We start from the raw sequence: 24,630 nt of genomic DNA, 5'->3' as shown, positions 1-24,630 counted from the left end.
TTTTCAAATCGGCATCTTCAACCATAATCATTACGGCTTGGAACAAAGCCTCGATCAGAGGAACAAGCTCGCCGGCTAATTTATACGCCTCATCAAGGGCTCCTTCCGCCAAAGCCTTTTCAAAGCCCTCTCTGCGCCCGGCAATTCCTTTCTCTAAGGCAAGTTCGGTCTCGTCAACCAACGAAGAGACTCTTAATTCTTGCAAAGATTCCTTTTTAGTTAAATTGAAACATCGCGTGTAGGCTTGAACGTAGGGAGTAAACGCCTCTTCGGTACGTTTTTCCGAAAGAGTTCTGGCCTTTTGCGCGACACGGTTCAATAAATCTCCGCCTTGTGCCAGAGCGGCATCCACTGTATCATAGCGCAGGCCCTGTTCCAAAAGCACAAACCGCAAGCGTTGCTGGAAGAAATCCTGTAACCCGGGCAAGATTTCCTCCAAAGGCAGCAAGGCTGTTCCTTGCTCCTTAAAGGCTTGGTAAACCGCAGTTAAAAGCCCCGCCAAGGAGAGATCCCAGCCGGCATCTAAGAGTATGGCCACAATTCCCTGGGCTTGCCGCCTAAGGGCGTAGGGGTCCTGTGACCCTGTCGGCTGAATTCCGATGCCAAAAGCTCCGACGATAGCATCCAGTTTATCCGCTATACTGACGACACGCCCAGCCTCAGAGACCGGCAAACTATCTCCGGCAAAACGAGGCTGATAGTGCTCGAAAATGCCCTGACAAACCCCGGGAGTTTCTCCGCCGGCCCGCGCATAATCCGCTCCCATAATTCCTTGCAGCTCGGGAAAGTCGCTGACCATCAAAGTGACAAGGTCGGCCTTGGCTAAAAAGGCAGTTCGATCAATCTCTTCCTTACGAGCTTCTTCAAATTTCAAAGTTTCCGCGATAAAGCGCGCTACTTTCCGCATACGTTCGACTCGCTGCTCTACCGTACCCAATTTCTCATGATAAACAACCTTCCCCAGCTTGGAAACCAATTCTTTCAAGGGAACCTTCTGATCTTCGCGATAATAAAAAGCCGCATCCTCCAGCCGGGCCTTCAGAACCTTTTCATTGCCCGCCTTGACAACATCTAAGGCAAAATCATTGCCGTTGCGCACTGTGATAAAATAGGGCAAAAGCTTTCCATCCTTAGAGCGAACGGGAAAATAACGCTGATGTTCTCTCATGGGAGTCGTTATCACAGCTTCCGGCAAATGCATATAGCGATCGGCTACTTCTCCCAGCAAAGCTGTCGGATATTCCACGATATGAATAACCTCTTCGAGCAGTTCTTCATCATCAGGCACTTCTCCGCCGACCTTCTCGGCAAGAGCTTTGATTTGAGCCTGGATCATCCTTTTTCGTTCCTCGGGGGCCACAATGACATAGGCTTGGCGCAGTAATTCCGGATAATCGGACGCTCGCCCAAACACCACCTCATTTTCGGCCAAAGTACGATGTCCGCGCGAACCTCGGCCTGACTCCAGGCCGACTAGTTCAAAATTAACCACCTCTGTTCCGAAAAGAGCTGCGAGCCAACGGATTGGCCGGGCAAAACGAAAATCCAAGTCTCCCCAGCGCATCGGTTTGGGAAAATGCAGGGCTTGAATCAGATCCTGGGCGAATTGAGGCAGAAGGGTCGCAGTCTCCACTCCCAGTTCTGACTTACGGGCAAAAACATAGGGCACACCGTTGACTTCCTGGACAAACAGGTCCTCGACCGTTACTCCTTGACCCCGGGCGAAACCTTGGGCGGCCTTTGTCGGAGACCCGCTGGGATCATAAGCCGCTTTAACAGCAGGACCTTTGACCTCTGTCAGGAGATCTTCCTGTTTATCCTGCAGGTCTCTAACTAAAAGCGCGAGCCGTCGCGGTGTGGCATAAATCCGCAGTTCTTGGTAACTTAGGCGAAGTTCCGCCAACCGTTTACTTGCCTGATCTTCCAATTGTTTCATAGCCCCCGGGGAAAACTTAGCCGGGATTTCTTCCGTTCCAATTTCCAATAAAAAGTCTTTTGCCACCCTATTTCACCTCTTTCAGAGAATTGGTCTTCAACAAAGGAAACCCTAATTTTTCTCTCTGCTCAACATAGGCTTGAGCACAAAGCCGGGCAAGAGCTCGGACCCTGGCAATATAACTCGTTCGTTCCGTAACACTGATAGCCCCGCGAGCGTCCAAAAGATTAAAAGTATGAGAGCATTTTAAGACGTAATCATAGGCGGGGAGCACTAAACCTTTTTCAACCACCCTTTTCGCTTCATGCTCGTACATATCAAACCAAGTCTGCAGTGCCTCAATATCCGCCACTTCGAAATTGTAATGGGAATAATCGATTTCATTCTGCAAATAGATATCCCCATAGGTCACGTCTCCAACCCATTCAATATCGTACACACTGTCTTTATCCTGGATATACGTGGTCAGCCGCTCTAAGCCATAGGTGATTTCAGCACAAACCGGCTTGCAATCAATCCCCCCGCACTGTTGGAAATAAGTGAATTGCGTCACCTCCATGCCGTCGAGCCAAACTTCCCAGCCTAATCCCCAAGAACCAAGGGTTGGAGCCTCCCAGTTGTCTTCTACGAAACGAATGTCATGTTCTTTGGGATTAATGCCTATCCGTTCCAGACTTTTCAGATACAGCTCCTGGACATTGTCCGGGGAAGGCTTCAGAATAACTTGGTATTGAAAATAATGCTGCAAGCGATTGGGATTCTCACCATAGCGTCCGTCTGTCGGCCGACGGGAGGGCTCCACATAGGCCACATTCCACGGTTCAGGTCCAAGGGCACGCAGGAACGTCGCCGGGTTCATTGTCCCGGCCCCTTTTTCCACGTCATAAGGTTGGGCAATGATGCAACCTTGCTCTCCCCAGAATTGATTCAAGGTCAGAATTAAATCTTGAAATTTCATAGTCCGGCCTCCTTGATTAAATATTATTTACCAGAGAAACACCTCTCAGGAATTGTGCTACGGTGAGAAGCGATTAAAGCCAATAAAAAAGCACTCACTCCCGTAGCTTAAACAGCTACAGGGACGAGAGCTTGTTCCCGCGGTTCCACCCTGTTTGACCCTTGCGGGTCCTCTTCGTTTCTAAACACTCCGGGCTGCCCCATTCGCCTATCCCATTCGGCTTCCAGCCTTGACCGAACTCTCTCTGGAGATACTTTGCCAACTTTCTTCCCATCATCGTATTCTAAAGTTATTTAAAGATAATTATATGCTGTAAATAAAATTGTGTCAAACACAAAAGCCATTTTTTACCTAGTTATTCATCAGCACTATAACCATAGGCCTCATCGTCATACCCGGTCTTATCCGGCGAATCCAGTTCCAGATGAAAATGATTGAGAGCCGCTCCCACAGCTCCTACAAGGGCTAACATCCTTAGGCTCGGCTTCCTCCAGACCGAGTAGGCTATAGCTAAACCCAGCGGGGCCGAAAGACTCAGAAGCGTCGCGTCATTTCTCTTAAGATTGACCTTCGTATGATTAAAATTCTGCAGCTTGCTCTTCAGGCTCTCCCATATCTCTTCTCCCCGGTCAGAGGCGGCACAGTTTCTTTTGACACCGTCGCGCTCCTTTTCCAGAAAGTCCAGAGCCTTGATAACATCTCCTTGGGCAAAATTCAGGGCCGCCCGCGCTTCTTCATACCCAATACCCATGCGTTCCCGCAGAATATCCATCTTCTCAAGTTCCGACCATAACTCTTCACTCAACTTCTTTTCCTTCCTTTCCACTGTAAAATCGGGTCTGTTGTCTAAAGCCATCACTGATAGCGTTTCCCATTCTCCAGGATTTAAGCGGCCTCTCGAATTTATATTCCAGAAAATGCCGCAGTGTGTCCAGAACTTCTTCTCTCATCCAAAGCGACCAGCGCAAACGATCAAGTTTCAGAAGATCCACTTGAATTAACTGACGCATAAAAGCAATACTCCCCGCCCGAACCAGGCGTCCTGTATACTTCTCCCGGCACCGTCCGCAAAGCGTACCTCCCGCTTCGGAACTAAACAGCAATCTTTCTCCGCTCACTTTCTCTCCGCACTCTACACAGTCGCCCAGATGAGGGCGGTATCCCAGCAACACCATCAAGCGCAGAGCAAAAGCACAGAGCAAAAGAGTCGTGTCATAATGTTCAAGAAGAAACAAGCAAGTCAAGGTGAGCGTAAACAGTTCAGTATTGGGCTGACCTAAAACCGTCGAAATGTCTAAAAGCTCCGCCATATTGGTCGCTGCCAGGGAACGGTCCAAATCCGACCAGAGATAAGAGAAACTTTCCTTTGGACTGCACTGACTCACAGTATCTAATGTCTTTCCCCGGTGAAGCAGAAAATCTCCATAGGTAAACATCTGCGCTCCGGCCCGCTGCCGGCTTTTAGGTTTACGTACCCCTTTAGCCACAGCCTGAAGCTTGCCCAGCTCACGGGAAAAAAGTGTGAGTATCCGATCCGATTCCCCATATTCCCGGCTGCGAATCACCAACGCGTCCGCATGATAAACGGCCACGCCCTCAACCCTTTCTATTCTTTGTTATCCGGAAATCAACTATACATAATTCAGGCAAGCACCGCGCTCGTCCCTAATCTCTCTGCCCCGGCCTCCACCAACTGAAGGGCGAATTCTTTAGTCCTGATTCCGCCTGAAGCCTTTACCTTGACATTTTCCCCGACCCACTCCTTCAGGTTTTGCACATCTTCAAGCGTTGCTCCTCCTCCGGCGAAGCCTGTGGAGGTTTTTATATAATCCGCTCCCGAGCGTCTGACAATTTCCGCTGCCGTTTTCTTCTCACTTTCCGTAAGCAAACAAGTCTCAATGATTACTTTAATCGACAACCCGCAGGCATGAGCCGCTTCCACCACGCGGCTAATATCCCGCTCTACTCCCTGCCAATTGCCCGACTTTGCCCATCCGACATTCATCACCATATCTACTTCTTTACCGCCATGAGCTTTAACCATGAAGACTTCCGCTACCTTAACCTCCGTAAACGTAGCCCCTAAAGGGAAGCCCACAACTGCCGCCACTCCGATTCCTGTGCCAAATAAAAGTTTCGCCGCAGTCTGAACATAGGAGGGATTCACGCAAACCGTTGCAAATTTATGTTCCTGAGCCTCATGACATAAAGTGACAATATCCTTTTCCGTCGCTTGCGGCTTTAATAGTGTATGATCTGTGATTCCAGCCAGATTAAATTCACCCATCTTATTCATCCCGCTCCTTTCCATATCCATAGTTACGCAGGCTATCGGCCCGGTTGCGCCAATCTTTTTTCACTTTAACCCAAAGCTCCAAAAACACAGGGCTCCCCAGCAGAGCCTCAATATCCTGGCGGGCCAAGCTCCCAATCTCTTTCAGTTGCTTACCTTTGGCTCCAATAATGATTCCCTTCTGAGAATCTCGTTCCACAACAATCACTGCCCGAATTTTAACCAAGGTCTTTTTTTCGGCAACCTCTTCAATGACCACCGCGATAGAATGAGGAACCTCGTCCCGCGTCAGCAGTAAGGCCTTTTCTCTGATTAGCTCCGCCATAATAAAGCGTTCCGGCTGGTCCGTAACCTCATCTTCAGGATAATACATTGGCCCTTGCGGAAGCTGATTAAAAATAACGTTCAATAACTCGGGGGTGTTCTCTCCCGTTTTAGCGGAAATCGGAACAATCGCTTTAAAATCAACCAAAGCAGCAAACTGCTGAATTTTCTGCATCAGTTGTTCTTTGCCTAACAGGTCAACCTTATTTAAAACAAGCACCACCGTTGTCTTGGTATGCTTGAGCATTTCAATGATATACTCTTCTCCGGGGCCATAGTCAGAGGCAAGATCCACCATATACAAAATAATATCAACTTCCCGCATTGATTCCTTGGCCGCACCGACCATATATTCTCCCAGCTTGTGCTTAGGCTTATGTATGCCCGGGGTATCTAAAAAAACGATTTGCCCTCGTTCCTCCGTCAATATACATTGAATGCGGTTCCGTGTCGTTTGAGGCTTATCCGACATAATCAGAACCTTTTGCCCCAATAAATGATTAAGCAAAGTAGACTTTCCGGCATTTGGCCTGCCGATAACCGAGACAAAACCGGAACGAAATTCTTTTAATGATGTTGAAGCCAAGAGCGAAACACTTCCCTATCCTTATACTTTATCCTTACTTTCCTTACGATAACCTTAAGTTACGGCATCTATGCAACACCCAGCGCCGGGTCACACATGCCCTTCTAAAAATTCCGGCCCAAAGGATTGCGGCAATAATGTCTCCAGCGTCGTCCAGCGGGTCTCCCCGCAGCCGTTAACCAGGATTATTAAACAATCCAGGGCAAACTCCCGCATCACTTGCCGACAGGCGCCACAGGGGGATGGGAACTCATCCGTGGGTACGGCGATGGCAATCGCTTGGAGGGTGCGCTCTCCCAAACTAACCGCCTGAAAAAGCGCATTTCTTTCCGCGCAAACCGTCAAACCATAACTGGCATTCTCCACATTGCACCCACTATAAATCTCGCCGGAAGAAAAAAGAGCGGCCGCACCGACCGGATAATGTGAATATGGCACATAGGCCTGCCGATATGCGGCAACAGCCCTGCTAATTAGGTCTTCTCTGAGTTCCGGCCCAATTGAAAATTCCATGATCCCCGGCGGATGAGATTCAAGCTGGCTCAAACTAAACAACTCCTTCACAAGCGGTCAATGTCCGCCTAAAATCAAAAAACCAAAGCCCAGCCCGTGAAAACCTCCAAATAGGTAGTTTAATAGGCGAAAGAAGCGGGGGAAAAACACAATCAGCCCAATAACAACAGCTTGAACCGCCGTTACTAAAACGGCGCCTGCCGCCACATCTTTAGCCATCCCCGCTAAGGGATCAAAATTAGGCTGCACCATGTCTACAATAATTTCAAGCGCAGAATTCACAACTTCTGCGCTTAAGACACTGCCAATCGCGAAAATAAGAATCAACCACTCAGAACGTGAGACTTTACTCCACCAAGCCAGGCACAAGACAGCAATCCCTACCGCAATATGAAATTGCATATGCCCTTGCGTCCTGCACGTATACCAAACCCCTCGCCAGGCTTGATTTAAACTTCGCCAAAACCCAGGCTTTTGATATCTCCCCATGTTCTCCTCCGTCTCATAACCGGCACTTTTTCTTGCCAACCGGCTACCTTTTTAAGCCCAACACGGTCATTATTTCTTCCTCTTTGGCGCGCATTTTTTGTTTGTCTTCATCGTCTTCATGATCATACCCCAATAAATGAAGAGTACCATGAACAGCTAAATAAACAATCTCCCGTTCAAAAGAGTGTCCATATTCCAAAGCTTGCTCTCTGGCCCTTGGAACGGAGATGACAATGTCACCGAGCATATCGTCCTCAAATTCCAGCTCGGGCTCATCTTCCGTTTCCTCTTGCAAGGCGAAGGAGAGGACATCCGTTGGGCGGTCAACGCCCCGATATTCCCTATTTAATTCATGGATACGCCGGTCATCGACCAATATCAGGCTGACCTCCGCTTCGTCCGCCCCTCCCGATAAACGTATCCCCTCCTGAATTGCCCGGTTCAGCATCCCGGCTAATTCCTCACGCGACTCAAGACTAACGGAATCTTCCTCCCAAGAAATATCTAAAATCACAACTTGCCGGCTCCTTTCCACTCGGTCAGATAACATCCATGCTCAAAGCACCGGCTACGAATCTTTCTCGGTATGCTCTGCCGCCGCTGTATTCTTAACCTCATCGTCTTCTGAATTCTCCTGTTTCTCTCCTGGAATCTCTTCTCCATTTCCTTTGTCGGCTGCTTTGCTGCCGTCGGCAGCAAGCTTTTTGGAAACATGCTCTTTCGCCGGGGGTAACTCCGGATATTCCACACGCGAGTGAAATATTCCGCTCAAAACCCTAACAAAAGCCATAGCGATTCGATCTAAGTCCTGAAACGTTAAATCACATTGATCCAACTGTCCGTCATTGAGCTTGTCCTTAATAATTTTCCGAACAAACCCTTCTACCCGTCCGGGTGTAGGGTTTTTCATCGAACGCACGGCTGCTTCCACAGTGTCCGCCAGACAGACAAGAGCTGCTTCTTTGGTTTGCGGTTTCGGACCTTCGTAGTGAAACGCTTCTTCAGGCACATCATCTTTTTCCTCAAGAGCTTTATGATAGAAATAGCTTACCAACCCATCTCCATGATGCTGAGCAATAATATCCTGAATCGGCTGCGGAAGCTTGTTCTCTCTGGCTAATTCCAAACCGTCTTTAATGTGGGAAATAATAATCAGAGCACTCAGCGTCGGAGCAATCTTATCATGAGGATTATCCTGGGTAAACTGGTTCTCAATAAAAAAATAGGGGCGTTTCAGTTTGCCAATATCATGGTACATAGAAGCCACCCGAACCAGAGTAGCATCAGCCCGGACCGCCTCAGCAGCGGCCTCGGCCAGGTTCCCCACTAAAATACTGTGATGATAAGTGCCGGGAGCTTCCATCAGCAACCGCTTCAGCAGCGGACGATTCGGATTGGATAATTCCAGGAGCCGAACTGAAGAAGTAATGTGAAATCCCGACTCAAACCAATGCAAAGCACCTACCGTCAGAAAAGAAGAAGCTACCCCATTGACAATTCCCAGAATCAGGCCTACAATCCAAACAATCAAACTCGTCCCCGTCGTCAAAGCAATCGAGCTAACCATAAAAGCATTGGCCGCGGAAACAAAAAGTCCCGCCCGCGCCAGATCGGAGCGTTGGCTCAAATGGGACACACTGTACACCCCGACGACACCGCCAAAAAGTGCCACCAAACCTGACTGCAAACCATTCGCCGTGGAAAGAGTCGGGTCCACCAAAACGGCAACAAAAACCGCTAAAATTACCGACACAAGCAAGGCGACGTCGGCATCAACTAAAATTGCCACCGACATCGTGGCCCAGGCCACCGGAATCAACATTCCGGACAAGGCATTAAAATCATTGCCGCCCAGATTGATGGAAATAACTCCCCGCCCGATGGCCAGAACTAAAATCATAGCCAGCCCAATCAAAACCATACGGTTCGTTACGCGCAAAACATCTCGTTTGTATTGATGCAAATACCCTAAAATTGTGCCAATTCCCAGAATAACCAGCAGCCCTATCCCGAAAACAGCCTTCAAAGTATTGCGGCTATTGATTAAACCATAGTCAACCAATACCCGATAAATCTTTTCATCCACAATCTCTCCCGGACCCACGATTTTCTGATTGGCCTTATATTGCACAATATCGCGCTTCACGGAGGAGCGGGCGGCGTTGCGCAATTTATCCGTAGTTTCGGTATCGACGACTAAGGTCGGACGAGTCAATTCCTGATCCACAAAGGCCTTAAAGAAAGCCTTCGCATCATCGTGCAGGGCCGACTGATCAATATCCGCTTTCGTGCGTTCACGCAGCGGTGCCACATCTACATCCGTACGGGCCCCCGAAACAACATTGCGGGCTCTGGTCAAAATGATATCGCCGCCGACCTGTTCCGTCGTATCCAGAACATCTGCAGAGGTCTTCAGCAAAGACAGCAGGACACTCTGGGGCAGGCTGGTGAAGGGTTGAGTTTCTCTTAACTTGGCGACACGGGCATTGTCGTCTCCACCGGCAGCGGCAATGCTGTGCAGCTCCGTAAAGTCATTCCCTAAATCTCTTGTCAAATCGTTAAAGAACTCTTCGTCAGGCTTATACACAGGTTGAACAGCTTTAGCCGCCGCGTCCTGGTCCTGAGCATATTTTTCAGTGTCCTCAATATCTCTGGTCCAGGGAGCGGTAATGAGCTGAGGGCTGGGTTCACCGACTTCCAAATGGAGCTTGGAAACAAATAAATTTGAAGATATCAGAAGGGTAAACAACAGAAAATACATCACCCCCATAATGGCACGCAGCCAGAAAGTGTGATGTTTAAACCAATCCAGACGGTTGGGCAAATCCCCCCAAGTCCTTTTGAGCTTTTTGATCTTCAAAACCATCATCCTTACTTTCCAATCCCAAACTATCTTTGCTTATAGCTTAGAGGACTGAAAAATCAATATTCTGTCTAACTCTAAGGATTAGCATAAACCGCAAGATCCTCGTAGGTTTCCACTTCAACCCTAACCCTTTCGGCACCGGAATTTCCGGGAAGAACCTTCACAGTCTCTTCCACAATTTGTGCCCCAGGGGAAATTTTTTTCATGACATCGGCACGGGCAGATTCTTCCGCCAATTGACGAGCTTCGGCAATCGAACGCTGGATGTGAACTTTATGTAGTTCCTTATATTTTATCTGTATAACTTCGACAGGGAAACGCCAATTCCTCCAGGGTTGGAAAGAATGACTTAAGACTTCTTGGTCTGCTTGTGCAAATGGCGAATTCTGCATTGTTACCATTATGACGCGAGAACCAAATTTTATACCCCATCCGTCGGCAACTCTTCCGCTTTCCTCAAGTTTATCTTCAACGAGCGAAATTTGCTGCTCGGCGCTATACCACACCCGGCCGCGCACAAATCCTTTGGCCGCAGAGGTTGGAGGAGTCGGAACTGAACTTTTTACAGGGTTGGTTTTCTGACCGACGGCATTTGGCTTGGTTGGCGGAACCGGGTTCGGCGTTTTGGCAATTAAAACCTGCCCGGCCCGCACGATTTCTCCTTCATGTACTTGAGGAATTCCCTGGATCACCATGATTTCTTTGACAAGTCCGGCGTGACTGGCCACCAGATTACCCGCTTCTTTGGGTATTGACGGCCGTCTTTTTTCCGAGACCTTTATTATGATCTCCGTTCCGTTCCGTTCCAGTCCAATCCAAGCAGCATCCGGCAATTCTTCCTGCAAAGTTTTGGCAATCTGATTCAAATCCAAGCCTTTTGAATAGGTCCAAGTTCTTAGGCCCAGCTTTTCAGCCTTTTCTAAAATCTCGACGGACTGTATGTTCCGATTCCCGCTAACGGAAATTAACAGCACAAGCTGCGACAAAAACGTCAGCCCTGCCGCGATGACTATAACGCCTGCTATTAGCCCCTTTCTTCTCCACCAGCGGGCCGCAACAAAAGGCCAGCCATATTTGGCGATAATATGCACCCTGGTATGCGTTAAACGCGCAGCCCTGCGCAAACGCCGAAAATCATCGAGCTTGAGCCGGGCTCGCATTCCCCGTTCGGATTTTTGGGTATGATAAAGAACCACACCCTCCTGGAGTACACAATTGAGAAAACGCGGCAGCTGATCTCCCCGCGCGAGAAAAAATACTCTTCCCTGCCAAAACGCCCGCAAACGGTCAAACATTTTTTTCCGCCCCTCTCTCAAAGGTCAAAGACGTAAGTTTTCCTTCTATACGCAGTTCCGTAGACAAGATAGTTTTTAAGACAAAGCCCTTGCCTGTAAAGAAAACTTCTCCTTCAGCCGTTTCCAAGCGGATTTCTTCCTCCGAAAAATTAATCACGCTACGATAATTCTCTACGAGGATTTCCTGGCTGCCCGTTATCGTAATTTTAGGACCCTCACCGGCAACATCCGGCGGAAAATCCAAAATATCTCCGACGCTTGTTTGAATCTTTTTAAACATAAAAGCTCCTCCCTTCTGTAGAAATCTATGAAGGGAAGAGCCAGAATAGTCCAAGCCCAAAAGCTAATTGTTATATCTAGCCGGCAAAAAGACCCAGCAGCTTACGCTACTGAGTCTTTTCTTAATCATTAATATTATGCCCCGAGCATTTCCCGCACGACCAGATTGACAAATTTGCCATCCGCCCGTCCTTTCGTCTTAGGCGACAACGCGCCCATAACTTTCCCGAGGTCCTTGGGGCCCTGTGCCCCCAGAGCGCTGATGGTCTCTTGTACGAGTTGGCGAATTTCCCCTTCGGAAAGCTGTTGAGGAAGGTATTCCTTAAGGACGGTAATTTCCTCTTCCAAAGCACTTACCTTTTCAGGGCGATCCGCTTTATCAAATACTTCAAGCGCATCTCGACGCAATTTTAATTCTCGTGCCAAAACTTCAATAACCTGGTCATCGTTGAATTCCACATGCTTCTCAATCTCAGCATTCTTTATAGCAGCCCTGACCATTCGAATGACGGAAAGTCTTACCTTCCCCTCCTCTTTGGCCTTCATGGCAACCTTCATATCCTCAACAAGGCGATCTTTCAGGGACAATTCAAGACACTCCTTACTTGAACTTGCGTTTACGTGCAGCTTCTGACTTTTTCTTTCGTCTCACACTCGGTTTCTCATAGGCTTCATGCTTACGAGCTTCTGCACTGACCCCTGCCTTTTGACAAGAACGCTTGAACCTGCGGAGTGCGGCATCAAGGGATTCGTTTTTACCAACTTTGACTTCACTCATTGTCTTATCCCTCCCTCCACTGGATCGTCACAAATATACTTTACAATTATACTAAAAGAAGCGATTCACGTCAAGTTAACTGCGCAGTTATCCGATGCGAGCTTCAAGAGCCTGTCCTCCGAGCAAATGGAAATGAAGATGCCCAACCACTTGACCTCCGTCCGCTCCGGTGTTGGTAACCACTCTATAACCTGTCTCGGCCACCCCGAACTCTTGAGCTAAGCGCCGGATTACTCCCAAAAGATGGCCTATTAAGCTCTCATGCTCAGGTGTAACGTCATTAAGACTGCCTAAATGACTTTTCGGAATGACGAGCAAATGCACCGGGGCCAAAGGCCGGATGTCTTTAAAGGCAACAAGTTTATCATCTTCATAAATGATTTCACTAGGTATTTTGCGCTGAGCGATTTGACAGAAAATACAATCCTCATGATACATTGTCCATACCTCCCTATCATAATCCGAACTATCCTTTTAAATACCCAACCCAGAATATCAGGTTCCGGGATTTTCCTCAACTGGTCTCTATTCTTTAATATAATCTTCTTGGAGAACAACCTGCACGAATTGACGTGAAGTCCAAACCTTCCCCTGCTGGCCCGGTAAATGTACCTCGATATAATGGGACGTATGTCCGACAGCCTTCCCTGCTGTGTCAACCTTCTCGATTAACACCTCTACAGTTTTCCCGATGAAGCTGTGAATATAGGCCCTTTGACTGGCATGAGCAACGGTCATTAACTCCTTTACCCGCTGATCTTTCAGTTTCTTGGGAACTTGGTCGGGATAATCCGCCGCCGGAGTTCCCTGGCGCTTAGAATAAGGAAAGACATGAACTCCGGCAAAGCCGCATTCCCGCACAAATTCTAAAGTCGAAGCATGATCCGCTTCAGTTTCCCCGGGAAAGCCCACGATGATGTCCGTTGTAACGGCCAGGTCCGGAATCCTCTGTCTTAATCTAACCAACAACTCCCGGTAATCCTGTAAAGAATAGGGACGGTGCATACGAGACAATATCTCGTCACTGCCGCTTTGCAGGGGCATATGCACATGGGGACAAACGATATCGGAAGAGGCAAGACAATCAATCAGCTCCGGAGAATATTCCATCGGCTCAATAGAGCTTAAACGCAGGCGACGCAGTCCCGCAATTTTAATCAGCTCTTGAACCAAGCGGGCTAAGTTCCACTCAGCGTTCAAATCCTGTCCGTAAAATCCCGTATGTATCCCCGTCAATACAATCTCCGGATACCCCTCAGCTACCAGCCTCCGGGCTTCGGCAAGAGCTTTCTCCGGCTGCCTGCTCCGCAATGGTCCCCGGGCATAGGGAATAATGCAATATGTACAGAATTGATTGCATCCTTCCTGAATTTTGAGAAAGGCCCTTGTCCTGTTCTCCTCGGCGAGCTGAGGAAGCTCTTCAAACTCCCCGGCTTCCTCAAGGCCGCGCACGGCATTTTGCGGCCTGCGTTCCCGTTTAACCCGTTCGATCCACTCCAGGATTTTATTCCGGTCTTGCGTACCGAGAACCAAATCTACCCCTTCAATCCCGAGAACTTCTCCCGGAGCCGTCTGAGCATAACACCCCGTCACCGCCACAATACTTTCCGGGTGAGCCTTGATCATCCGGCGGATCGCCTGACGTGACTTGCTGCCGCCCGTATTCGTCACAGTACAAGTATTTACAACCACCACGTCCGCATCTTCCGAGGCACTGACTACCTCATAGTTAGCCTCTCTAAAAAGCTGCGCCAAGGCTTCACTCTCCGCCTGGTTCACTTTACAACCAAGCGTCAAAAAGCAAACCTTCCCGGCTCCCAGTTCCAAACTCCCGCTGCTCAGTTCGGACTTAGCTGATTTCATTTTAACTTGTCCAATTTCTGCCGACATTAATACTCCACCTTTTTCAAGGTTCGAAATTCGCGGATCGTTACTCGAATTTCACAAATTGCCCAGTTCAAGTCCTTAGTTGCAGTGTAACAGAACTAGCCCTTTTCGGCTAGCAAAAACAACCAAACCGCAATTCAAGCATATTCCTCAAATGTCCCCAAAGTACCCCAAAACCAGGGTCAAGGCCGCCAGCGCCGCCGTCTCCGCACGTAAAATCCGCGGTCCCAGTGACACACTCCGGGCGCCAAGTTCCTCGCGGGCCCGCACAACCTCGGCCGCCTCAAACCCTCCCTCCGGGCCTATCAAAATAGCAATAGGATACTCCGGATCAAAGTCATTGAGCGCAGAAGCCAAACGCTGAGTCCTTTCTTCTTCATAAGGGATCAACCACTGAGTACCTGCCGGCAACTTCTCCGGCAAGTCTCTCCAATCACAGACTTCGCCAATTTGAGGTTCTCTCACCCTATGGGACTGCTTAGAGGCTTCGGAAGCAATTTTTTGCCAGCGTGCCACTCGATCGAGAGCTTTACTCCCTTCCAGCTGCATAACGGAACGCTGCGTCCGCAGGGGCAGAAGCCCCTGCATACCCAGCTCCGTTCCCTTCTGAATGACCCACTCCATTTTTTCCCCTTTGGAAAGTCCGGCAACCAGGAAAACGGAAGTATGCGCTTCAACATCCGGGTGGTCACTGCTGATAATCCGGCAGGTAACGCTTTTATCTTCAATCTTGAGGATCACACCCGTATATTCCATACCGCTATTGTCATAACCCAAAACTTTGTCTCCGGGAGTTAAGCGGAGCACACGAACAAGGTGGTCCCGTTCCGTTCCCCGCAGCCAAAAAGCGTTTTTTCCAAGCTCCGTGATTTTAAAGCGATTCATCGTTATTTAGCCCACCTTGCTCGAAATAAAATCCAACCGGAATCCTCGACTCGTTCCAAGATCTCCAGACCCGCTTTTTTCATGCCCTCTTCGACATCGCAGGCCCGGTGTTCAATAATCCCGGATGCCAGAAATTCCCCATCCGGGCTCAAAATACGCTTTAAATCCGCAAGAAGCAGCAAAATAATATCGGCAATAATATTGGCGATGACAATTTCCGCCTGCCCCTTAAGAACTGTCCCCAAATCCCCACGCAAGACCTGAACCCTATCGCTTACCTGATTTAGGTCGACATTCTCCTGCGCTACTCTTACCGCCACAGAATCGAGATCCACAGCTTTAACTGTTGCCCCGAGTTTAGCGGCCGCAATTGCCAAAATTCCGGAACCTGTACCCAAGTCAAATACTTTCTGGCCAGGTTTCACTAAGGACTCCAGAGCTTTTAAACAAAGGGTTGTTGTCGGATGGGTTCCCGTTCCAAAAGCCATTCCGGGATCAAGTTCAAGCACAATATCTTCCGCTAAAGGCTCTACTTGTTCCCAACTCGGCTTGATCAAAAAATTCTTTCCGATCCGGGTTGGCTTAAAATAAGCTTTCCAGGCTGTCGCCCAATCTTCTTCTTTTAAAGATATTCCTTTTGCCTGGACAATCCACTTTGGCGAACGTTCCAGCAGTTCCCGCAGTCCCAGATCCAGTTTCTCCAGCTTCTCAGAAAGTTCCTCGTCCTCCGGAAAATACCCTTTAACCACGGCGGTTCCGGTAAGTTCTACTTCGCCAAAATCATGATAATCCCAGGCTCCCGATTCAACATACCCGCGTAACAGTTCCGGGTCGTCAACACTCACTCCCGGACAGCCCAACTGATAAAAAAGATCGGCAACAATTTCTTCACCTTCTGCCGAAACTGTCACCGCAACTTCACGCCAATCCATGGTCATGCTCCTTTAATGCTTCTGTTATTAACCTTTATAGCAAATCGAAAACAAGTTAACTTTAGGTCATCCCATGGCATCCCGAAGGTTTTCTTTAAACTTCTCAAACAAAGACTTCTTGCCCATTTGTTGGTGATCCGGAGTGGCCTCACCAAAGGCGCGCAAAAGTTGTTTTTGTTTCTCATTAAGCTTCGTCGGTGTCGTCAAAATAACCCGGACATGCTGATCTCCACGGCCGTTGCCACGGCGGTAGGGAATGCCATGCCCTTTCAGGCGAAAGATCGTTGAAGTCTGAGTTCCTTCCGGAACTTTCATTTTAACGACTCCGTCAAGGGTCGGAACATCGATTTCCGCGCCCAAAGCCGCCTGAATAAACGTAATCGGGATCTCACAGTAGACGTCATTGCCTTCGCGGTCAAAGAACTTGTGCGGCTTCACTTGCAGGACAATATAGAGATCTCCCGGCGGCCCGCCCTTAGCTCCGGCCTCCCCGTCTCCGCTAAGCCTTAGATTCAGGCCATCTTCCGAACCTTGAGGGATATTAACTTTAATCGTTTTAACCTTGCGAATCTTCCCTTTGCCATGACAAGCCGAACATGGGCTGGCAATCGTCCGGCCTTCCCCCTGACACGCCGGACATGTCCGAGCCGTTTGAATTTGGCCGAAGGGGGTGCGTTGAGTTACTTTAACCTGCCCACTGCCGTTGCACTGAGAACACGTGGTCGGATGAGTGCCTGGCGCCGCTCCGGAACCCTGACAATCTGTGCACGTTTCGTCCCTCGGAATCTGAATTTCCTTTTCAACACCGAAGGCGGCCTCTTCGAAGGTCAGAGACATAGCATAACGCAAATCGGCTCCTCGCTGGGGACCATTGCGACGCTGTCCGCCGCCTCCGAAAAACATATCAAAAATATCTCCGAAGCCACCCATGTCTCCAAAGCCGCCACCCTGATTAGGGTCCACACCGGCATGCCCAAATTGATCATAGCGCGCCTTTTTCTCCGGATCATTTAAGCAATCATAAGCCTCGGCAACTTCCTTAAACTTTTCCTCGGCACTTTTATCACCTGGGTTCACATCCGGATGAAGCTGACGGGCCAATTTTCGATACGCCTTTTTAATGTCTTGCTCACTAGCCGAGCGATCGACCTCAAGCACCTCATAATAATCACGTTTCATGGTTTCCTCCATCACTCCTATAGCCATTCGCACTTGCCATTTTCGAAATCCCAACTCATTCTAAGCGTTCTCTTCTTAAGAACAGGCCTTACTAAATTAAGAATTAAAACGAAACTAGCCAGTTTATCGATTATTTAAAGTCCTATAGTATTATATGACCCTTCGTGTTTGAGCACAAGGAAATATCAGCGTTGAAGAATTCTAAATATATCCAATTACAAACAAATGCCGGCACAACAGTAACGAAACCTTGGCTGGTGCGGGCGGCTGCCTGGCTGCCCTGATGCAGGAGGAAAGTATTAACAAAGCCGTACTTTCTGACGGTATAAAGAAAACTCGGCCTGTGCCGAGCTTGCAAAAGCAGCCAAAGCCGTTAGTTAGTTGCTTTATTGGCTCAGCGCTGAAGCGAACCTAGCAATTAAAAGTACGGTAATTCTACACGTCCTATAATTCCATAATCCGCTTCAGCGCTTGTGCCGTTTCCCGCGTTCCCGGTACCTTCAGGCAGCGAGGGCAACCGCGGGGGGAGCAGATTCAGCTCCCTTATTTATCCTTGTCAACCTCTGTAAATTCCGCATCCACAACGTCATCGTCTTTCTTGGCAGCTTCCGGTCCGCCAGGCTGAGCTCCGGCGTTTTGCGCATCGGCGGCTTGTTGTTGATACATTTTTTCAATATAGGGATGGAGTACTTTTGTCAAAGCCTCGGATTTGGCATTCATCTCGGCAACATTGTCCGATGCGGCGGCAGTCTTAAGTTCTTCGAGGGCCTTCTTAATAGTTTCCAGTTCGCCGGCATCGCCTTTGCCTTCAAAATCTTTCAAAGTCTTCTCGGTTTGATAGGCCAAAGAATCGGCTTGGTTCTTAGCGTCAATCAGTTCTTTATGCTTCTTATCTTCTTCGGCGTGCAGCTCGGCATCCTGCTTCATTTTCTCGATATCTTCCTTCGAGAGTCCTGTGGAGGAGGTAATCGTCACTTTTTGTTCATTGCCTGTCGCCATATCTTTGGCCGAAACGTGAACGATACCATTGGCGTCAATGTCGAATTTCACTTCGATTTGGGGAATACCGCGCGGCGCGGGCGGAATTCCTGAGAGCTGGAAGCGGCCTAAAGTTTTATTATAGCTGGCCATTTCCCGCTCGCCCTGTAACACATGAATGTCAACGGAAGTTTGGTTGTCAGCGGCCGTGGAGAAAACCTGCGATTTCGTAGTCGGAATCGTCGAGTTGCGATCGATGATTCTGGTAAACACACCGCCCAGGGTTTCAATTCCTAAGGACAGTGGTGTAACGTCCAGCAAAATCATATCTTTAACTTCACCGCTGAGCACGCCGCCTTGGATTGCCGCACCCATGGCTACCACTTCATCCGGGTTGACACCTTTGTGAGGTTCTTTGCCGCTTAATTTGCGAATAGCATCCTGGACGGAAGGAACACGGGTTGAACCGCCGACGAGAATGATTTGATCAATATCTTTCCAGCTAAGTTTAGCATCCTCAAGGGCTTGACGTGTGGGACCAAGAGTTGCTTCCACGAGATCGGAGATGATCTCTTCGAATTTAGCCCGGGTGATGTTCATATCCAAGTGCTGCGGTCCTTGTTCTGTCATGGTGATAAAGGGCAGATTGACATTCGATGTCGTCACGCCGGAAAGTTCAATTTTAGCTTTTTCAGCGGCTTCTTTCAAACGCTGCAGGGCAACACGGTCTTTGGAAAGATCAGCGCCATTGCTCTTCTTGTATTCCGCGACCATATAGTCAATCAAACGTTGGTCAAAGTCATCGCCGCCTAAATGGTTGTTGCCGCTCGTCGCTTTTACTTCTACCATACCTTGGCTCAGTTCAAGCACGGATACATCGAAGGTTCCGCCTCCCAGGTCATACACCAGAACAGTTTGATCATGCTCTTTATCTAAGCCATAGGCCAAAGCAGCGGCCGTCGGCTCATTGATAATCCGCAGCACCTCAAGCCCGGCGATAGCCCCGGCATCTTTCGTGGCTTGCCGTTGAGCATCCGTGAAGTACGCCGGCACCGTAATTACCGCTTTGCTGACGCCTTGACCAAGATAAGCCTCAGCATCTGTTTTCAACTTTTGAAGAACCATGGCCGAAATTTCTTGCGGGCTGTAAGTTTTATCGTCAATTTTCACTTTATAGTCGGAACCCATATGACGTTTAATGGAAATAACGGTCTTGTCCGGATTGGAAACAGATTGACGCTTGGCGACTTGACCGACTAAACGTTCGCCGGTTTTGGAAAAACCTACAACGGACGGCGTGGTACGGTTTCCTTCCGCATTGGGAATAACAACTGCTTCCCCGCCTTCCATAACAGCTACACAAGAGTTTGTCGTTCCTAAATCAATACCAATAATTTTACTCATGATAAAATTCCTCCTTCAATTAACTAATTACACACTTTAACCATACTGGGACGCAGTACCTTTTCTTTAAGAAAATACCCCTTTTGCAATTCTTCCACGACAGTATTTTCCTCATGTTCATCAGACTCAACTCTCAGCACAGCTTCGTGAAGATTGGGATCAAAAGGCTGCCCCACGGCTTCCATAGCCTTTAGTCCTTCCTTGCTTAAAGCTGTTTGCAGCTGACGCAGAATCATCTCTACTCCTTGTGAAAAAGCCGCAAAATCGGGATTATTCTGAGCCGAACTAACCGCCCGTTCAAAATTGTCCAGAACCGGCAGTAATTCATTTACAAGGTGTTCGGATGCAAATTTGATGAGTTCGGTCTTTTCTTTTTGCGTCCGCTTCCTGTAGTTATCAAAATCCGCCTGTAAACGCAACAATTGATTGTAATGTTCATCCGACTTTTCCTTGGCCTGCTTCAGCTCGGCTTCTAAAGTCAGAATTTTCTCGGCAGGGTTCATATCCTTATTATCCAAACCATCTTCCCGGCTAGATTTTTTAAAGCCGTCCGCTTTATCTTCACTATATTCCTCGTCTATTTCGGCCTTTTGATCTTTGAGAGTTTCTTCTCTCGTTCGTTCCACTTACAATCACCTCTCGCACATTAGAATTTATATGGAATGAACCAAAAGGTTCAAACACCGCTTAATAACCGCGTGGCTTACCCCGAGCTAAGACCTCTGTCAAGCTTCGCGTCATAAAATCCACAAGCGCAATCACTTTGGCATAATCCATTCGCGTTGGTCCCAAAACCCCTACGGCACCGATGGTTTTTCCATTGACCTTATAAGTTGCCGAGATCACGCTGCAATCCCTGAATTCTTTCAAAGTATTTTCCCCACCGATGGTTATGTTTAGTCCTTCTTGACGGGGAAGCAGAAGTTTCTTTAGAGGTTCGTTTTCTTCAAACACTTTGAACAAGGTTTTAACTTTATTTAAATCCCGAAATTCGGGCTGATTTAGCATGTTGAGGGTTCCACCCAAATAAATTCGCTCTTCTTCCTCATTATCATCCAGGATCGCATCAAGCATTTCCAAGGCATTATCAATTAAATGCCGCTGCCGGGATAACTCACTGTAGATTTCATGCAGCAGACCTCGTTTCACCTGATTTAAGGAATAGCCTTTCATTTTCTGGTTAAATACTCCGGCCACTCGTTGCAGGTCCTCTGCCGTGATAGTTTCCCCCACATCGACAATGTGATTTTCTACGACCCCATTTTCTTTGACAATGACCATGATAACCTGGCCGGGCTGATAGGGCAAAAAATGCATCTTGCCGAAGGCGCTTTTCTCTTTATGCGGACCAAGGACAATACTAGTCAGGTTCGTTAACTCAGACAGCAATTTACTGGCGTGGGAAACAACTTCCTGAATCTCATGAATCTTTTTGGTGCCTTCCCGTTCGATAATCTCTTTATCCTCAGCGCTGAGAGTTTGAGTATCCATCAAACAATCTACAAAATAGCGGTACCCCGCATCAGACGGAATCCGCCCCGCAGATGTATAAGGCTGCTCAATAAAACCCAATTCCTCCAAGTCCGCCATTTCATTGCGGATTGTGGCAGGAGAAACACCTAAATCAAATTTTCGGGCAATCGTTCGCGAACCAATCGGTTCAGCGGTAGCAATATAGTCCTGAACAATCGCTCGCAGGATCTTTTGTTTACGTTCGTCCATTTGCATTTAATGCTTCCCGCCTTTCCAAGTTAGCTGAGCGTTGTTAGCACTCTCCTCTAATGAGTGCTAACATTTTATGTCTTCACATTACCACTCTCTTTTATCTTTGTCAAGAATCATTTTATATCGAATAAGCTATACAAACTCCTGCAAAATCATATTAGAGATAAACACATACTTAGAATTCAAGCATAGATTATCACCCTTAATTTCCAAAACATCTCTATACGAATAGCGTTCCAATACCTCCCGATAAATATCCCTGAGATCAACGCCAAAATCCTGACGAAACTTAGTGAAATTCACCCCTTCGCGCAGCCTTAGTCCCAAAATCATGCGCTCCGCCATGCACTCTTTAAGTGACAAGACTTCCTGCCCCTCTTCGTCCAGAGGCTCTTTTCCTTTTAGGAGGCTGCTGAGATAACTCCGAACATCTTCCACATTCTTCTGCCGAACTCTTTGCAAACAAGTTACAGCCCCGGGACCTAAGCCCAAATACTCTTCGCCCCGCCAATATCCCAGATTATGCCGGCATTCAAACCCCGGCAGAGCAAAATTGGAGGTTTCATAGTGAACGTAACCGGCTTTTTCCAAACGCTGCACAGCCCATTCCTGCATCACGGCCTGGAGGTCATCGTCCGGCAGTTCCCCGCAATGTTCACCGGCAGACAGGGCTTGAGAAAACTCAAGTCCATCCTTAGGGGCCTGCTCAGGCCCGAAACGCTCGTACAAAGGAGTTCCTTCCTCCAACATCAAACCATAAAGCGAAAGATGCTCCGGTCTAAAGGACAGCGCTTCTTCGAGGGACATTTGCCAGGAAACCAGGTCCTGCTTGGGAAGTCCGAACATCAAATCCAAATTCAGGTTTTTAAATCCCTCAGCCCGTAAAAGTCCAATAGCTTCCCGAGCCTGCCGGGCAGTGTGCACCCTGCCCACAGATTTTAAGAGTTGATCATTAAAGGTTTGGACTCCTAAAGAAAAGCGATTTATTCCGTATCGCCGCAAAAGGGCTAACTTATCTTGACTTAGAGTACCCGGGTTTCCTTCAACCGTCTTCTCCGCTCCTTCAGCGCAGGAAAAATGACAGGTTATCAGCTTCATAAGCCGCTCCAGGTTTTCAAGGCTTAAGGCCGTCGGGGTTCCACCCCCTATAAAAAGAGAAGACACCCCTTGCGGAGCATCTTTTTGTCGCCTGGCCACTTCCACTTCTAAGCCCTCTAAATACAAGGATATAAGCCGCTGAGAAGACTCCTGCAAAGCGTGCGAATAAAATGCACAGTAATCACACTTTTGCAGGCAAAAAGGAACATGAACATACAGAGAAGGCATATGAGCACACTCTCTCCTTTATATTGGGATTTAGGCCAACAGCCCAACGCTTGGTTAGGGAGTTTCAATCCTCAATCTTTAAAACAGCCATAAAGGCATCCTGGGGAATTTCCACATTCCCAACTTGCTTCATGCGCTTTTTCCCCGCTTTTTGCTTCTCCAGAAGTTTGCGCTTACGGGAAATATCTCCGCCATAACATTTAGCCAGGACATCTTTGCGCATAGCCCGAACCGTTTCCCGAGCAATAACTCTGTTGCCAATTACCGACTGAATGGGGATCTCAAACATCTGCCTGGGAATAATCCCTTGAAGTTTCTCAACAAGTTTCCTGCCGCGATGATAGGATTTCGTCCGGTGCACAATAAAGGAAAGGGCGTCTACCATTTCACTATTCAAAAGAACGTCAATTTTAACTAAATCCGACTCTTTATACCCGGACAACTCATAGTCAAGAGAAGCATACCCTTTGGTTCGCGATTTCAGCTCATCAAAATAATCAAAGACAATTTCGCTGAGGGGAAGCTCATAAACTAATTTTACCCGGCTCTTGGAGACATAATCCATAGTCAAATACGTTCCGCGCTTTTCTTGATTAAGTTCCATAATCGCCCCGACGAATTCAGCCGGCACCAGAATCATGGCTTTAACCACAGGCTCGGCGATACCCGCAATCTGGTCCACAGACGGAAGATTGGAAGGGTTGTCAATGTCCAACGTTTCTCCCTGAATCGTATTTACCTTATAAATAACACTTGGCGCCGTGGTAATCAGATTTAAATCATATTCCCGCTCCAAACGCTCCTGAATAATCTCCATGTGGAGCAAACCCAGAAACCCGCAGCGGAAGCCAAAGCCCAAAGCAGCCGAGGTTTCCGGTTCAAAGACTAAGCTGGCGTCATTAAGATGAAGTTTTTCCAGAGAATCCCGCAAGCGATTGTAATCGTTCGTTTCCACCGGATAAAGTCCGCAGAATACCATGGGAGTTGACTTCCGATACCCGGGCAGAGGTTCGGCGGCAGGACGCTCCGCATCCGTAATCGTATCGCCCACCTGAGTATCTTTAACATTCTTGATGCTTGCCGCAATAAAACCCACTTGCCCGGCTTTCAGTTCTTCGACAATTTTCATGGCCGGGGTAAAAACACCCACTTCCGTCACTTCAAAGACTTTCCCGGTGGACATCATTTTCATGGCTGTCCCTTTTGCCACCCGTCCTTCAACCACCCGGACATAGGAAATCGCACCCTTATAGGCATCAAACTTTGAATCGAAAATCAAAGCTTTCAAGGGAGCCTGATCATTCCCCTCAGGGGCAGGAACCATAGTCACAATTCGTTCCAATATTTCCTCGACACCCGTGCCAACCTTAGCGGAAGCTAAGATAGCGTCGCTGGCGTCCAGTCCGATCACATCTTCAATTTCCTGCTGAACCCGCTCAGGCTCAGCGCTGGGAAGGTCAATCTTATTAATCACCGGAATAATTTCCAGGTTATTCTCTAAAGCCAAATAGACATTAGCTAAAGTCTGGGCTTCGATCCCCTGAACCGCATCCACCACCAGCAACGCCCCTTCACAGGCCGCCAAGCTTCTGGACACTTCATACGTGAAATCCACATGCCCCGGAGTATCGATAAGGTTCAGCTCGTAAGTCTCACCGTCTTTAGCTTTATAACTCAAACGTACAGCCTGTAATTTAATCGTAATCCCACGTTCACGCTCCAGGTCCATGGAATCAAGGACTTGTTCTTCCATTTCCCGTTTGCTTAAAGCTCCGGTATATTCAATCAGTCGATCGGCTAAAGTCGATTTGCCATGGTCAATATGCGCAATAATAGAAAAGTTACGAATACGTTGCGAAGCCTGTGCCAAGGTCTTCCCCCTCATTTCTTAATCCAGACATAATGTTTTGAATTCAGGCGATGCCATCCTAAAGATAAAGTATATCAGATACAGAGGGAATTCCGCAAGAATCCTAAAATTAACTTCTTATTTGACG

General features: G+C 48.1%; 24 protein-coding genes. All 24 read right to left on the bottom strand.

Features of this window, described 5'->3' with window-relative positions; translation table 11 throughout:
• A partial coding sequence (gene glyS, locus REC12_RS01660; RefSeq protein ID WP_308891898.1) for a glycine--tRNA ligase subunit beta occupies positions 1 to 2,002 on the bottom strand: 2,002 nt, incomplete at its 3' end.
• Between the two features lies 1 nt (position 2,003).
• Positions 2,004 to 2,894, bottom strand: a complete 891-nt coding sequence (gene glyQ / locus REC12_RS01655) for a glycine--tRNA ligase subunit alpha (RefSeq protein ID WP_308891897.1) — start codon at positions 2,892 to 2,894, stop codon at positions 2,004 to 2,006.
• A gap of 355 nt (positions 2,895 to 3,249) precedes the next feature.
• Positions 3,250 to 3,699, bottom strand: coding sequence for a DUF4342 domain-containing protein (locus REC12_RS01650; RefSeq protein ID WP_308891896.1), 450 nt, complete (start codon positions 3,697 to 3,699; stop codon positions 3,250 to 3,252).
• A complete protein-coding gene (recO, locus tag REC12_RS01645; RefSeq protein WP_308891894.1) occupies positions 3,692 to 4,486 on the bottom strand; it encodes a DNA repair protein RecO in 795 nt (264 codons plus the stop codon). Before recO ends, REC12_RS01650 begins: the two co-directional genes overlap by 8 nt.
• 50 nt (positions 4,487 to 4,536) lie before the next feature.
• Positions 4,537 to 5,181, bottom strand: coding sequence for a deoxyribose-phosphate aldolase (deoC, locus tag REC12_RS01640; protein ID WP_308891892.1), 645 nt, complete (start codon positions 5,179 to 5,181; stop codon positions 4,537 to 4,539).
• 1 nt (position 5,182) lies between these two features.
• On the bottom strand, positions 5,183 to 6,097 hold the full coding sequence (era, locus tag REC12_RS01635; RefSeq protein ID WP_308891891.1) for a GTPase Era: 915 nt from the start codon (positions 6,095 to 6,097) through the stop codon (positions 5,183 to 5,185).
• A 90-nt stretch (positions 6,098 to 6,187) separates the two neighbouring features.
• A complete protein-coding gene (locus tag REC12_RS01630; RefSeq protein WP_308891905.1) occupies positions 6,188 to 6,610 on the bottom strand; it encodes a cytidine deaminase in 423 nt (140 codons plus the stop codon).
• 57 nt (positions 6,611 to 6,667) lie between these two features.
• On the bottom strand, positions 6,668 to 7,099 hold the full coding sequence (locus REC12_RS01625) for a diacylglycerol kinase family protein (RefSeq protein ID WP_308891903.1): 432 nt from the start codon (positions 7,097 to 7,099) through the stop codon (positions 6,668 to 6,670).
• A 43-nt stretch (positions 7,100 to 7,142) separates the two neighbouring features.
• Positions 7,143 to 7,613 carry an rRNA maturation RNase YbeY gene (gene ybeY / locus REC12_RS01620; RefSeq protein WP_308891890.1) on the bottom strand — a complete coding sequence of 157 codons (471 nt, stop codon included), beginning with the start codon at positions 7,611 to 7,613 and terminating at the stop codon, positions 7,143 to 7,145.
• A 54-nt stretch (positions 7,614 to 7,667) separates the two neighbouring features.
• Positions 7,668 to 9,968, bottom strand: a complete 2,301-nt coding sequence (locus REC12_RS01615; protein WP_308891889.1) for an HD family phosphohydrolase — start codon at positions 9,966 to 9,968, stop codon at positions 7,668 to 7,670.
• Positions 9,969 to 10,039: 71 nt separating this feature from the next.
• Complete coding sequence (locus REC12_RS01610) at positions 10,040 to 11,260, bottom strand: sporulation protein YqfD (RefSeq protein WP_308891888.1); 1,221 nt, start codon at positions 11,258 to 11,260, stop codon at positions 10,040 to 10,042.
• Entirely contained in the window at positions 11,253 to 11,540 is a 288-nt protein-coding gene (locus REC12_RS01605; RefSeq protein WP_308891887.1) for a YabP/YqfC family sporulation protein, read from the bottom strand. The genes REC12_RS01610 and REC12_RS01605 overlap by 8 nt, the downstream gene beginning before the upstream one ends.
• Positions 11,541 to 11,674: 134 nt before the next feature.
• Positions 11,675 to 12,127, bottom strand: a complete 453-nt coding sequence (locus REC12_RS01600; RefSeq protein ID WP_308891886.1) for a GatB/YqeY domain-containing protein — start codon at positions 12,125 to 12,127, stop codon at positions 11,675 to 11,677.
• Positions 12,128 to 12,140: 13 nt separating this feature from the next.
• Positions 12,141 to 12,317 (bottom strand): 30S ribosomal protein S21, encoded by a 177-nt coding sequence (gene rpsU / locus REC12_RS01595; RefSeq protein WP_007786763.1) that lies wholly within the window; start codon positions 12,315 to 12,317, stop codon positions 12,141 to 12,143.
• 87 nt (positions 12,318 to 12,404) lie between these two features.
• On the bottom strand, positions 12,405 to 12,755 hold the full coding sequence (locus REC12_RS01590; RefSeq protein WP_308891885.1) for a histidine triad nucleotide-binding protein: 351 nt from the start codon (positions 12,753 to 12,755) through the stop codon (positions 12,405 to 12,407).
• 87 nt (positions 12,756 to 12,842) lie between these two features.
• Complete coding sequence (gene mtaB, locus REC12_RS01585) at positions 12,843 to 14,180, bottom strand: tRNA (N(6)-L-threonylcarbamoyladenosine(37)-C(2))-methylthiotransferase MtaB (protein ID WP_308891902.1); 1,338 nt, start codon at positions 14,178 to 14,180, stop codon at positions 12,843 to 12,845.
• 174 nt (positions 14,181 to 14,354) lie between these two features.
• Complete coding sequence (locus tag REC12_RS01580; protein ID WP_308891883.1) at positions 14,355 to 15,089, bottom strand: 16S rRNA (uracil(1498)-N(3))-methyltransferase; 735 nt, start codon at positions 15,087 to 15,089, stop codon at positions 14,355 to 14,357.
• A 2-nt stretch (positions 15,090 to 15,091) separates the two neighbouring features.
• Positions 15,092 to 16,021, bottom strand: coding sequence for a 50S ribosomal protein L11 methyltransferase (prmA, locus tag REC12_RS01575; protein ID WP_308891881.1), 930 nt, complete (start codon positions 16,019 to 16,021; stop codon positions 15,092 to 15,094).
• A 66-nt stretch (positions 16,022 to 16,087) separates the two neighbouring features.
• Positions 16,088 to 17,200, bottom strand: a complete 1,113-nt coding sequence (gene dnaJ / locus REC12_RS01570; protein WP_308891879.1) for a molecular chaperone DnaJ — start codon at positions 17,198 to 17,200, stop codon at positions 16,088 to 16,090.
• 543 nt (positions 17,201 to 17,743) lie between these two features.
• Positions 17,744 to 19,582 carry a molecular chaperone DnaK gene (dnaK, locus tag REC12_RS01565; protein WP_308891878.1) on the bottom strand — a complete coding sequence of 613 codons (1,839 nt, stop codon included), beginning with the start codon at positions 19,580 to 19,582 and terminating at the stop codon, positions 17,744 to 17,746.
• A 23-nt stretch (positions 19,583 to 19,605) separates the two neighbouring features.
• On the bottom strand, positions 19,606 to 20,208 hold the full coding sequence (gene grpE / locus REC12_RS01560; protein WP_308891877.1) for a nucleotide exchange factor GrpE: 603 nt from the start codon (positions 20,206 to 20,208) through the stop codon (positions 19,606 to 19,608).
• A gap of 61 nt (positions 20,209 to 20,269) precedes the next feature.
• The gene (hrcA, locus tag REC12_RS01555; RefSeq protein ID WP_308891876.1) at positions 20,270 to 21,310 is read right to left on the bottom strand and encodes a heat-inducible transcriptional repressor HrcA; all 1,041 of its coding nucleotides are present in this window, start codon (positions 21,308 to 21,310) and stop codon (positions 20,270 to 20,272) included.
• 129 nt (positions 21,311 to 21,439) lie between these two features.
• Entirely contained in the window at positions 21,440 to 22,633 is a 1,194-nt protein-coding gene (hemW, locus tag REC12_RS01550; RefSeq protein ID WP_308891874.1) for a radical SAM family heme chaperone HemW, read from the bottom strand.
• Between the two features lie 64 nt (positions 22,634 to 22,697).
• Positions 22,698 to 24,503 carry a translation elongation factor 4 gene (gene lepA, locus REC12_RS01545; RefSeq protein ID WP_308891873.1) on the bottom strand — a complete coding sequence of 602 codons (1,806 nt, stop codon included), beginning with the start codon at positions 24,501 to 24,503 and terminating at the stop codon, positions 22,698 to 22,700.
• Positions 24,504 to 24,630 lie beyond the last annotated feature (127 nt).

It is taken from the genome of Candidatus Desulfosporosinus nitrosoreducens (assembly GCF_030954495.1).
GTDB lineage: Bacteria > Bacillota > Desulfitobacteriia > Desulfitobacteriales > Desulfitobacteriaceae > Desulfosporosinus > Desulfosporosinus nitrosoreducens.
Note: the sequence above shows the minus strand (reverse complement) of the source record. Positions and strands in the feature narration are given on the sequence as shown.